12 protein-coding genes are annotated in these 12227 nt (G+C 41.6%); 8 read left to right on the top strand and 4 right to left on the bottom strand.

Translation table 11 applies throughout. The features are described 5' to 3' along the window. Positions 1–134 precede the first annotated feature (134 nt). Both QZ407_RS10935 and QZ407_RS10930 read left to right on the top strand, forming a co-directional pair. Complete coding sequence (locus tag QZ407_RS10935) at positions 135–503, top strand: YraN family protein (protein ID WP_295770837.1); 369 nt, start codon at positions 135–137, stop codon at positions 501–503. Positions 504–507: 4 nt separating this feature from the next. Further along, positions 508–1578 carry a glutaminyl-peptide cyclotransferase gene (locus QZ407_RS10930; RefSeq protein WP_295770834.1) on the top strand — a complete coding sequence of 357 codons (1071 nt, stop codon included), beginning with the start codon at positions 508–510 and terminating at the stop codon, positions 1576–1578. Positions 1579–1739: 161 nt separating this feature from the next. Here QZ407_RS10930 and pgi read toward each other — a convergent pair whose 3' ends face one another. Then, positions 1740–3386 (bottom strand): glucose-6-phosphate isomerase, encoded by a 1647-nt coding sequence (pgi, locus tag QZ407_RS10925; RefSeq protein WP_295770832.1) that lies wholly within the window; start codon positions 3384–3386, stop codon positions 1740–1742. 280 nt (positions 3387–3666) lie between these two features. On the opposite strand from pgi, the gene QZ407_RS10920 reads away from it, so the two are divergent. From QZ407_RS10920 to QZ407_RS10900, 5 genes are all read left to right on the top strand, one after another. Continuing rightward, positions 3667–4104, top strand: coding sequence for a hypothetical protein (locus tag QZ407_RS10920; RefSeq protein ID WP_295770830.1), 438 nt, complete (start codon positions 3667–3669; stop codon positions 4102–4104). 93 nt (positions 4105–4197) lie between these two features. Then, positions 4198–5290 (top strand): peptide chain release factor 2 gene (prfB, locus tag QZ407_RS10915; protein ID WP_295770828.1). Its coding sequence is split into 2 segments (ribosomal slippage): positions 4198–4257 and positions 4259–5290, totalling 1092 coding nucleotides; the frame shifts between segments, so codons are not numbered across the junction. A gap of 352 nt (positions 5291–5642) precedes the next feature. After that, positions 5643–6518 (top strand): alpha/beta hydrolase, encoded by an 876-nt coding sequence (locus QZ407_RS10910; RefSeq protein WP_295770826.1) that lies wholly within the window; start codon positions 5643–5645, stop codon positions 6516–6518. A gap of 93 nt (positions 6519–6611) precedes the next feature. Further along, positions 6612–7526: an alpha/beta hydrolase gene (locus tag QZ407_RS10905; RefSeq protein WP_295770824.1), complete on the top strand. Its 915-nt coding sequence runs from the start codon at positions 6612–6614 to the stop codon at positions 7524–7526. Positions 7527–7530: 4 nt separating this feature from the next. After that, positions 7531–7857 (top strand): hypothetical protein, encoded by a 327-nt coding sequence (locus tag QZ407_RS10900; protein ID WP_295770822.1) that lies wholly within the window; start codon positions 7531–7533, stop codon positions 7855–7857. Between the two features lie 88 nt (positions 7858–7945). Here the strand turns inward: QZ407_RS10900 and QZ407_RS10895 are convergent, their stop codons facing one another. Continuing rightward, positions 7946–8476 carry a GNAT family N-acetyltransferase gene (locus tag QZ407_RS10895; RefSeq protein WP_295770820.1) on the bottom strand — a complete coding sequence of 177 codons (531 nt, stop codon included), beginning with the start codon at positions 8474–8476 and terminating at the stop codon, positions 7946–7948. 20 nt (positions 8477–8496) lie between these two features. Continuing rightward, positions 8497–9354, bottom strand: coding sequence for a transglutaminase-like domain-containing protein (locus QZ407_RS10890; protein WP_295770817.1), 858 nt, complete (start codon positions 9352–9354; stop codon positions 8497–8499). A gap of 50 nt (positions 9355–9404) precedes the next feature. On the opposite strand from QZ407_RS10890, the gene QZ407_RS10885 reads away from it, so the two are divergent. Continuing rightward, on the top strand, positions 9405–9998 hold the full coding sequence (locus tag QZ407_RS10885) for a hypothetical protein (protein ID WP_295770814.1): 594 nt from the start codon (positions 9405–9407) through the stop codon (positions 9996–9998). Positions 9999–10027: 29 nt separating this feature from the next. Here QZ407_RS10885 and recQ read toward each other — a convergent pair whose 3' ends face one another. After that, on the bottom strand, positions 10028–12175 hold the full coding sequence (recQ, locus tag QZ407_RS10880; protein WP_295770812.1) for a DNA helicase RecQ: 2148 nt from the start codon (positions 12173–12175) through the stop codon (positions 10028–10030). Positions 12176–12227: the final 52 nt, after the last annotated feature.

Here is a 12227-nt window from a genome sequence, read left to right as displayed (position 1 = left end):
TTTAGATAGCTTAAAAGAAAAGGTAATTCGGGATTTAGGATGGGGGATGCTTTATGGTAGCTGTGCCTGTTTGTTAATTTCTACGTCTGCTTTTGCATATATTTATTGGGCTGTAAGCAATAGCCCCTTTTGATATGGCAAAACATCATGAATTGGGCCGCCGTGGCGAAGCTATTGCTAAAGCACACCTTGAGGCAGCCGGTTACGAAATTCTTGATGAGAACTGGACTTTTGGCAAAGCCGAGGTTGATTTGATTGCCTATAAAGACCGGATGATTATATTTACCGAAGTTAAAGCCCGTAGCGGCAACAGCTTTGGCGAACCCGAAGACTTTGTTGACAACCGTAAGCAAAAGCTGCTGGCCAGCGCGGCCGACGAGTACATTTATATTATGAATCACCAGGGTGAGGTACGTTTTGATATTGTGGCTATACTATTTACGCCGCAACAAACGTATACACTTAAGCACATTGAAGATGCCTTTTGGCCATCGCCATATTAATTACATGAAAAACAAATACATACTAGGTATAGCCACCATCATACTTGCGATTTACAGTTGTGGCGAAAAAAATAAATCGGTTGACATAAGCATTAGTCCCGATGCCGGCGCAAACTACAAGCAAGGCGATAAGGTTGATGTAAAGGTTAGCCTGCCGGCTGATTATAAGGTTGACTCAATTGTGTACCTTATGGACTCGGTTAGATTAATTGCAAAAACAGATACAACAGCATACAGTCTGGCAACCACCAGTCTTGGTTTGGGTGTGAAATTGTTAACGGCACGCATTTATGCTGATGGTAAAATGCAGGAGCAAAGTACTAACATAAATTTACTGGCAGGTAAAGCACCGGAGCTTTACACTTACCAAATTGAAAAAACCTTTGCGCATGATACAGCCTCATTTACCGAAGGTTTTGAATACCGCGACGGTGTATTTTACGAAAGTGATGGCGGTACCTGCGACCAGGGAGAGCGTTCGAGTTTGCGTAAAACTGACATTAACGGCAAAGTGCTGCAAAAAATTGAGATGGATTGTAACGCCTTTAATGAAGGTATTACGGTAATTGATAACAAAATTGTACAGCTTACTTACCATGAACGTGCAGGTTACGTGTATGATAAATCTACATTGAAGCTGCTATCAAAATTTAGCTTTGTGCAGGGGCAGGAAGGCTGGGGCATGTGTAATGACGGGAAGAATTTATATTGTAATACCGGCTCAAACCAAATTTTCGTGATGGATAAGGAAAACTTTCGCACCCTGCGTACCATTGACGTTTACGATGATCAAGGACCGATTGATGATTTAAATGAAATGGAATACATTGACGGAATGATTTACGCTAACGTGTGGCAAAAAGATGATATTGTAGTAATTGATCCGCAAACGGGTGCGGTTATTAAACGAATTGATTTAAGTTCGCTTACACAACAAGCTACCGCAGGCATTAATAACACCGATGCAGTGCTAAACGGCATTGCCTGGGACGCAGTTGGTAAACGCCTGTTTGTAACCGGAAAGAAATGGCCGCACACTTATCAAATAAAGGTGGTAAAAAAGCAAAGTGTTTAACATCATTGCCTGCTGAATTTTTACAATACCATATTTATCATCTGATTTTATAAAAGCCAAAAGCCACGTTAAGTGGCTTTTGGCTTTTTATTACTAACGTATCAGCATAAAAAAAGCCAGGAAGTTAAATGTTCCTGGCTTTTGCTCTTTTATGTGGGAGTCTATCTCCAATCTTTATATTGATTAATCAAGCCATTGGTTGATGCATCATGTGATGTTATTTCATCAGCGGTACGCAGTTCTGGTAATATCTTGCCGGCCAATTGCTTGCCCAGTTCAACACCCCATTGGTCAAAGCTGTAAATGTTCCATATAATGCCTTGCACAAATATCTTATGCTCATACATGGCTATTAGTGAACCCAGCGCACGCGGGGTTATCTTTTTAAGCAGGATAGAGTTTGTTGGGCGGTTACCTTCAAATACTTTGAATGGCGCCAATGCTACAATCTCTTCATCACTTTTGCCTGCCGCCTTTAGTTCGGCAACAACTTCGTCATATGTTTTGCCATTCATTAAGGCTTCGGTTTGAGCAAAAAAGTTTGACAGTAGCAGTGTATGATGTTCGCCAACCGGGTTTTGTGACTGTGCGGGGGCAATAAAATCAGCCGGAATTAATTTTGTACCTTGATGTATTAGTTGATAAAATGCATGCTGACCATTGGTGCCCGGCTCTCCCCAAATAATAGGCCCTGTTTGGTAATCAACAGCTTGACCATTGCGGTCAACGTATTTGCCATTACTTTCCATGTCGCCCTGCTGAAAATATGCAGCAAAGCGATGCAGGTACTGGTCATATGGTAAAATAGCCTGGCTTTCTGCATCAAAAAAGTTGTTGTACCATACGCCTAAAAGCGCTGCAATAACAGGTATGTTTTGTTCAAATTCAGTATTTTTAAAGTGGTTATCCATAGCATGGGCACCACTTAAAAGGGCTTCAAAGTTATCAAAGCCAACACTCAGGGCAATTGATAAGCCAATAGCACTCCATAACGAGTAGCGGCCACCAACCCAATCCCAAAAGCCAAACATATTCTGCGTATCAATACCGAATTTTTCAACAGCGGCTGTATTAGTACTTAGAGCGGCGAAATGCCTGGCAATGTCTGCCTCGGTAGCGCCACTATTTAAAAACCATTCGCGCGCGCTGTTGGCGTTAGCCATGGTTTCCTGCGTGGTAAAGGTTTTTGAAGCAATTAAAAACAGCGTAGTCTCGGCATTTACTTTTTTTAAGGTTTCGGCAATGTGAGTGCCATCAACGTTTGATACAAAGTGCAGGTTCAAACGTGTTTTGTAAGGTTTTAAAGCCTCGGTCACCATTACCGGTCCTAAGTCTGACCCACCAATGCCAATATTTACTACATCAGTTATTTCCTTACCTGTATAGCCTTTCCAATTGCCGCTAATTACAGCGGTACTAAATTCCTTCATGTGCTGCAATACAGCATTGACATCAGGCATAACGTCTTTACCATCAACCAATACCGGCGTATTGCTTTGGTTACGCAGTGCAGTATGCAAAACCTCACGGCCTTCAGTAACATTTATAGCATCACCATTGAACATGGCTGCAATTGCCTCATTTAACCTACACTCTTTAGCTAACTGTATTAATAAAGCTATAACCTTGTCATCAATGCGGTTTTTTGAATAATCAAAAAGCATGTCCTCAAAATAAACCGAAAACTTGCTAAAACGTTGTGGGTCAGCGGTAAAAAGGTCTTTAAGTTTCTTTGGTTCCAGCTCAGGAAAGTAGTCGGTTAAATACTCATAGGCCTGAGTAGTAGTAAAATCAATATTTGGCAGCATAATTGATATATTGTGTTACGCCCAAAAGTAACGTTTTAAACCACTTTTACATCATATTTTTTATCCGGTCCGGTGGGCTTAGCGTAAATAATACACTGAATCTTACTGTAAAAATTACACTAAATCTTAGTGTTTTTAATACACTTTCTGATTGTCATATTTTCAAAATATTTTGTTTGATATTTTGATTTTTAAAACAAAGTTTCGTTATATTTGATTTATTGATAAAAATCAAGTAATAAACCGAACATTTTATTAATCTGCTAAAAAATTAAAAGCCATGTTTGAAAAACTTTTTTTATTGGTGAAAAATAATGCCGGTATGGCAATTATGAACAACCCGGTTATACCTGCCGCATCACGCGAGGCTGTGTTAACCGAAGCTTCAAGCTCAATTATTGATGTACTGAAAAATTCGATGGAGACGGGACGTGTGAATGACATCATTAAGTTTTTCCAGTTTTCTGGTTCGTATAACCAAAACCTGGTAAGCAGCATGAGTAATAAGTTTGCTAACAGGCTTAACAAATTTTACAGTATTGATATGACTGCGGCTCACGATGCAGCAAACTCACTTATACCTGCCGTAATGAATCAATTGGTTCAGGAAACTAACAGTGAACAACCCAAAGAATTTGCTTTAGGCACTATGCTATCTCAGCTAAATGGTAACCGGGCCGACCTCAACGGACTGGTTAACCAAATGATGGTTGCCTAAACCATAAACTTTGCAGATAATAAGAAAAGGGCTTGCCAAACATGGCAGGCCTTTTTTATGTTTTGAGCTAAACCATTTACCTATATTTGCTTTATGACTAAAGAACAAGTACAAGACTTGAGGGATAGAACAGCTTCCCTGAGGAGGCATCTTTGACATTGATAACAAGCTTGAAGAACTAGCCCGGGAGCAGGAAATAACCATTGGTCCGGATTTTTGGAATGCCCCTAAAGAGGCGGAAAAAGTACTGGCATCTATAAAAGCTAAAAAGGTTTGGACTGATGCTTATCAAAAAGTGTTGGCCAGTGTAGAAGATACCGGCGTACTATACGAGTTTTACCAGGCCGGCGATGTGAGCGAACCTGAAATGCAGGAGCAGTTTAACGCATCGTTAAAAGTAATTGAAGATCTGGAGTTCCAAAACATGCTATCGGCCGAGGAAGATCAGCTGAACGCCGTATTGCAGATAACTGCAGGTGCAGGTGGTACCGAAAGTTGCGACTGGGCCAGCATGCTTATGCGTATGTATATTATGTGGGGCGAAAAAAACGGTTATAAGGTTACCGAGCAAGATTACCAGGAAGGTGACGTAGCAGGTATAAAAACCGTAACCCTGCAATTTGAAGGCGATTTTGCCTACGGATATTTAAAAGGTGAAAACGGCGTGCACCGTTTAGTACGCGTATCGCCGTTTGATGCTAATGCTAAGCGCCATACCTCGTTTGCATCGGTTTATGTGTACCCATTGGTTGATGATACCATTGAGATAGAGATCAATCCGGCCGATATTGAGTTCGAAACTTTCCGTTCGGGTGGTGCCGGTGGACAGAATGTGAACAAGGTAGAGACTGCCGTACGTTTATACCACAAACCATCGGGTATTATCATAAAAAACCAGGAGTCACGCTCGCAGTTGCAGAACAAGGATAACGCGATTCGCTTACTAAAATCGCAGTTATACGAAATTGAAATGCGTAAGCGCATGGAAGCTACCAATGCCATTGAAGGCAGTAAAAAGAAAATAGAGTGGGGCTCACAAATACGTAACTACGTACTGCATCCTTACAAATTGGTTAAGGATCTTCGTACAGATCATGAAACCTCAAACGCCCAGGCCGTTTTAGATGGCGACCTGAACGAGTTCCTGAAGGCTTACCTGATGGAGTTTGGCGGACCAAGCAATTAACATCCCACAATGTTAAATAGATTAACGCAACCCGGGAGAACCAGAAAGATGGCTATTGCTTACCTGGTTGCTTCAGGTTGCGTTTTTCTTTGTTGGTCGATACCCGCTTTCAGAAGCGGACCCTACTCCTAATCTTGATTTCTTTTCGTTTGGGGTGTGGCTGCTGTTTACTGCCATTTTGCTTTTGTGGGGCTTGGTTAAAATATGGAATAAACTTTGGCGTAAAATATTAGATTCATAAATCAATCAATACACATCTTGCTTATTATAAAGTATAGGGTTAGATTTGGTTATCAACACTCTGCCAATGAGAAGAACCATTTTAGTCCTGTGCTTTTTTTGTTTCATAGCTATGCATAACTCACATGCCCAAGGTAACCAATCTATAAAACTTTACCCCGGCGGCATCCCAAATTCAAAACCTGCTCCAGCCGGTTATGTGCAAAAGAACAATAATAATATGGTGAGTATGGTTACCGAGCCTACACTTATACCATTTATTCTTGAGAAAAATAAAGCAAACGGAACCGCTGTTGTAATTTGCCCGGGCGGCGGTTACAGTGGTTTAGCTACAGGGCATGAAGGGTATGATGTGGCCCGTAAATTTAATGAGATAGGTGTTGCCGCCTTTGTACTAATCTACCGCCTGCCGAGCGATGATATAATGAACGATAAATCAATTGGGCCATTACAGGATGTGCAACGTGCCGTGCAGTTATTGCATCAAAGGGCTAAGGATTGGAGAATTGACACAGCAAAGATAGGAGTGGTTGGTTTTTCGGCAGGAGGGCACCTAGCGTCAATGGCTATAACACATTTCAGAAACGCAGTAATAGACAATAAGGAAAGCATTAATTTACGACCAGCTTTTGGTATACTTATATACCCGGCAATAACATTCGGGCCCGAAATGCGGCGTGCCTCCAAAACAAATTTGTTGGGTAAAAATCCATCTATAGAAAAAATGGACTTCTTTTCTACCGAAAAGCAAGTAACTGCTGCTACCCCGCCAGCTTTCATCGTACACGCGCAGGATGATAAATCTGTTCCGGTAGCTAACAGCATAATGTTTTATGAAGCAATGGTAAAGGCCGGAGTTAAAGGCGAAATGCATTTATACCAGGCAGGTGGTCATGGTTTTGGGTTGATAAATAAAACAACCAGGACACAATGGTTTGATGCCTGCACCCGCTGGATGGATGCAAATGGTTGGCTTGCTGCTAAGTAACGTTCTAAGTAAATTAACCTTGCGCTAAAAATTTGCTACTAAGTCATAATTGTTTCGTTAATTAGGCTTCGCAATAAACCAATTAACCTTAATATGAAATTATTTTTTACTGCATTAATGTCAGTGACTATCACGGCTTCAGTATTTTCGCAAAATAACCAGGCTATAAAACTTTATCCAAAAGGTGTACCTAATTCAAAAGCTGCTCCAGCTGGTTATGCTGAAAAAAATGAAGGTAACAGGGTAGGTATGGTTACCGATCCTGCGCTTACACCGTTTTTTCCTGAAAAAGGCAAGGCTAATGGTGCTGCCGTTATTGTATGTCCGGGTGGTGGTTATGCCCGCCTGGCTATTGATCATGAGGGCTGGGCCGTGGCTAGGAAATTTGCCGATGCTGGTGTTACAGCATTTGTGCTTACCTACCGTTTACCCAGCGATGCCATCATGCAGGATAAATCTATAGGTCCGCTGCAGGATGCGCAACGTTCAATTCAACTGGTGCGCCAACGTGCTAAAGAATGGGGTATTGATACAGCAAGAGTAGGCATCATTGGTTTTTCGGCTGGTGGGCATTTAGCATCAACCGCAGTTACGCATTTTAATAAGGCTGTTATTGATAATAAAGATAACATAAGCTTGCGCCCCAGCTTTGGTATGCTTATTTATCCTGTAATTACCTTCGGGCCCGAAACTCACCGTGGTTCAAAAGATAACCTTATTGGCAAAACCCCGTCTGAAGAGCAAGTTAATCTTTACTCTAATGAAAAGCAGGTGACGCCTTCAACTCCACCAACGTTTTTGGTTCATTCAGAAGATGATAAAACTGTTCCTGTTGCAAACAGCATAATGTTTTACCAGGCCATGATTAAAGCTGGTGTAAAGGGCGAACTTCATATTTACCAGGCCGGTGGTCATGGTTACGGTTTGGTAAACAAAACCACCAAGGATGAATGGTTTGAGGTGTGTAAGCATTGGATGGATGCGAACGGATGGTTAACGGCGAAGTGATAAAATGAATAACAGCCAATCAAAAATCACTGGTCACTTAGATATTTTTGTCGCCAATAACGAAGATGAATTTGAGGGTTCCTTAGAAAAATGGCAGGATGTATTAATTCATGGTGATCCGGAGGGGTTAAGGTCATTCGGCAAACTTTTGATCGAGCTTGCCAATTTGGATCAGGAGATTGAACCAGATTTGCCAACTGGTGCTAGAGAGCATATCCATTTGCAACCTGATTTGGATATAAGCAAAAGTTCGGTGCAGGTGATTGCAGGCCGCCTTGACGCCAAGGGTACGGGCAATTTCTATGATCGATACATACCAAAAACTAAGTAAGCTGCTGTGATCTAATTATCGGGGTAATACTTCCATAAGCATTTTAGCATGTGGTTAGCTTTTGTTTTGTGCTTTCTACTAATCATTATTAACGCCGTGCATGCCAGGCCGTTTTATCTATCCCATACATAAAATTCAGCTTAGGAACTTCGCCATAGTAAGTGACCTCCTGCTCGCCCGTTTTAATAGCGCCTAAACGGCCAATGGCAATTTGCGAGCGGATATTGTTCGCCCCGATGTGAAAGTAAACATGATCAACAAACTGAAATGCATAAGCTAACATCAATGCTTTAACCTCAAGATTTACACCCTTACCCCACCATGCTGTTCCATAAAAGGTGTAGCCAATAAACAAGCTCGAGTCATTGGCGTCGTAATCATAAAAACGTGTGCTGCCAATCACGGTTCCGGTTGTTTTATCAACAACTTTGTAAGCCCCACCGCTTTGTATTGCTCCCTCAAAAAATGTCAGGAACACCTCTTCCTTCCACCTGTCTTTGTTAGGGTGCTGTGCCCATACATCAGGATCACATGCTACGGCGTATAGCGCATCAAAGTCAGCTTCGTTTAACGGTAAGAGAGCTATATTATCAATTGCAAGGAAGGGTTGCAGGTTCACGGTCGTGTGCTTGATTTAGTTTACTGCAAAACCGCCAATAGCTCATTCAACTCCTGCACTTTTTCCATTGATCCTAATTGCTCGTACGAGCTGATCAGGTTGCGTAAAATACGACGCACAATATCGGTATTACTGCAGGGTTCATAAAAATGCTTATCGGCATTAAGGTTTAATTGCTTTAAAAACATATCAACATCGCGCCTGCCAAAAATGTAGCCTTTGTTAAACGCATTGATGTAGAACAGCACACCACTTTCAAACTCCGACTTCGCCGATTCATCCAAATAAGCCAATATAAAGTGTTGGGGCAGGTTAACGCCATAAATAGGAATATCCAGTTTTTGCGCAATAACCGAATAAATGATAGCCAATGATATTTGGTTGCCTTTTTTGCTTTCAAGCACCTGGCTTAAGTAACTATTTTGAGGGTCCTGATGGTTGGTGGTATTGCCGCTAAAGCCATGCAAGTTATACAATACATGGTTAATAAGCTTTACCTGGTCACTTGGACTGCCCTCAAACATCATTTGCATCCAAATATCGCGCTTTATTTCTTCTATTTGGTTAATAACCTTTTGCTCATCTAAATCAGGATACTGGTACTTGTTAATAATAAGTGCTCCGCGCAATAAATCAAATGCGCCACTTTGTTGCCACAATTCAAGCTCATTTTTTACTATACCAAATTGTATTTCATGTACAAGGTTGGCAATACGATCTTGCTGTATGGTATCAAAGGCCTGCTCCCAGGCATTTTCAAGGTATTGAATAGCCGCAGGGCCGTATGAAATTAGTTTGTCATGTACGTGTGAATATATCTCGCGGTCGGGGTCATCCAGTAAACGGATGAGTGACTTAATTTCAGCTTCGTTAATCATGTTCTCTACTCGTTCTTTCAATTTTTAAAGCTTTAACTATTTTTACAACCATGTTTAGCTTTAAGTTTTTCCTCAGCCATTTCATGCATCAGCGTAAAGCAATTAACCGGCACGGACTGCATTCGCCCTTTGTGTACCGGCTGGTTGATGAGGTAATTTACGATTTTTCGGAAAAAAAAGTATACGCCGATATTCAAAAAAAGCTACCTGCAGGCAAAAAATTAAATGCTGCCGACAAATTAATCGCTCGTTTGGTTTCTGATGCGCACCCTCAATCAATATGGATTTTAGGCAGGCATGAGGCATACAAGCAAGCATTGCTGTCGATGTTTACCCAACAACTCACTCTCAAAAGTGTTGGCAATGCTGAAGATTGGAAAGGCACTGAATTGCCCGATGTGGTGTATTTAGATTTCAAAACAAATCCACAGTCGGCAGTTGATTACTATTTAAAAGTTTTAAATAAAATTGAGCCCGATACCATCATCATCGCCGACAATATCAATGAAAACCAATTGACCAAGGCCGCATGGCGTACAATACAATCGCATAGCAAGGTGACTGTTACTGTAAACTTGTTTTGGCTTGGATTAATATATTGTCGCCCGGGCCAGGTTAAAGAAGATTTCCTGATTAAGTTCTGACCGCGGCCTTATCAACTATTCACAATCACTTATTCCTCGCGTTTCATCCAGCTTATTACAGCCTTAATTTCACCATAGGTATAACCATCGCCTAAAATTTCCTTTAAGGGCGATAGTTTCTCTGCTCCGTAACTTTCAATAACATCTTTTATAGCAGGCATTTTTTGAGGCGAAACCAGTTCATAAACGTCCAGTTCGCCGTTTTGTACAAACGTGCAAAGATGGCTTTCAATGGTTGAAATGCCAAGCTGCCGTTGTGCAGCAATTTCTGTAGTTGTGTTTCCGGCCCGGAACAGGTTTAAACTTTCACGCTGAGTAGCTCCAGGTGCCGAGGGGCGCGTTGGTTTTGTTTTGGCTAACCGCTTACTCTGCCTTTCGTCAATTTTTGATTTTAAATTATACCGGTGGCAATAGCTCAAAGTTGCCTGTAAAAAAGCATCTCCGTAACGTACCAGCTTTACCTCGCCAAAGCCAGAAATACGACTTAGCTCATTAGGCGTTTGTGGTAAAAACGTAGCAATCTCAAGTAATGTGGCATCTGAAAGTATAATGTAAGCCGGTACATTTTCTTTGTTTGCCAGGTTTAGGCGCACTGTTTTCAAATCTTGCAACAAACCAGCTTCATATACAGGGGGTTGTGCTGCAGCTGCGTCTTCCAACTCTTCTACAAAAACAAATTCAACGTTTCGGTTGCCTTTTAAAACGTCATCGCTTAAGGGCGTAAGCTTCAACACCGGATAATCATCATCTGTTACCTGCAGCAGGTTTTGGTTAACAAGTTGAGCAATGTAGCGCTGCCAGTCAGCCTTACTTACATCACTGCTAATTCCATACGTTTTTAACAGTTTATGTTCAGAGCGTATTTTTTCACTTCTTGATCCGCGTAGTAAATCAATAACATAATTAGTACCAAAGCGTTGCCCTAAGCGCGCCACTGCCGATAGTGCTTTTTGGGCTAATATAGTGCCGTCAAATTTTTTAAACTCTGTTAAACATACATCGCAGGAGCCGCACCTGTTCGGGAAATCCTCGTTAAAATATTGCATGAGGTACTGCCTGCGGCACGTTTGCAGTTGACAGTACTTTACCATATCATCAAGCTTTTTAAGCATAATGCGGCTTTGGTCTTCGTTGCCATCTACCTGCGCAAAACGCTTCAATTTAAAGGCATCACCAGCCGAAAAGAAAAGCAATGCTTCTGATGGAAGTCCATCGCGCCCGGCACGGCCGGTTTCCTGGTAGTAACCCTCGATGTTTTTAGGCAAATCATAATGCACCACGTATCTTACGTTTGATTTGTTTATGCCCATACCAAAAGCAATAGTTGCCACCATTATCTTAACCTCATCACGCAAAAACTTTTCCTGATTAAGGGCTTTGGTACTTGTATCTAAACCGGCATGATAGGCATCGGCATTATAGCCCTGTGCACGCAGGTCGGTTGCAAGTTGCTCGGTAGATGCACGCGAGAGGCAATAAATAATTCCAGAGTCTTCTTTGCGGCTATTTAAAAAATTAAGCAACTGACCAAAGCTGTCTTTTTTAGTGGTTACCTTGTAGCTGATGTTAGGACGATTAAAAGAGGATACAAACTCAGCCGGATGATCAAGTGCCAGCTTATCTTTAATATCCTGGCGTGTAAGTTTATCAGCCGTAGCTGTTAATGCTATTACGGGAATTTGTGGAAATTCTGTTTTAAAGTGAGACAGCATCAGGTATTCGGGCCTGAAATCATGACCCCAATGCGAAATACAGTGGGCTTCGTCTATAGCAATAAGGCTTACCGGTAAGGATTTTAAAAACGTTACTAACCTGCTTTCAGAACTGAACAGCCGCTCGGGTGCAAGGTACAACAGTTTGATACGACCTGATTTTAAGTTGCTGATGATTTCTTGCTGCTCACCACTATTTTGGCTCGAATTTAAGTAGGCAGCCGGTATACCTGTAAGATTCAACGCATCAACCTGGTCTTTCATCAATGCTATTAAAGGCGAAATAACAATGGTTATACCGGGCAGCAGAACTGCCGGTAGCTGATAGCATAAAGACTTTCCGCCGCCTGTGGGCATTAGCACCAAACTATCTTTACCTCGTAATATGTTTTGGATGATAGCCTCTTGCTGATGCCTGAATTGTGTGTAGCCGTAATACTTATGTAGTGCCTCTGATGGAGTCATGATTGCTGCAAACTAAGTAAATTTTGTCCTATACCCATATATATTAATTTTT

Origin of the sequence: uncultured Mucilaginibacter sp. (assembly GCF_913773635.1) — a bacterium.
Lineage (GTDB): Bacteria > Bacteroidota > Bacteroidia > Sphingobacteriales > Sphingobacteriaceae > Mucilaginibacter.
The sequence above is the reverse complement of the archived record's forward strand: the minus strand, read 5'-3'. Positions and strand labels throughout refer to the sequence as shown.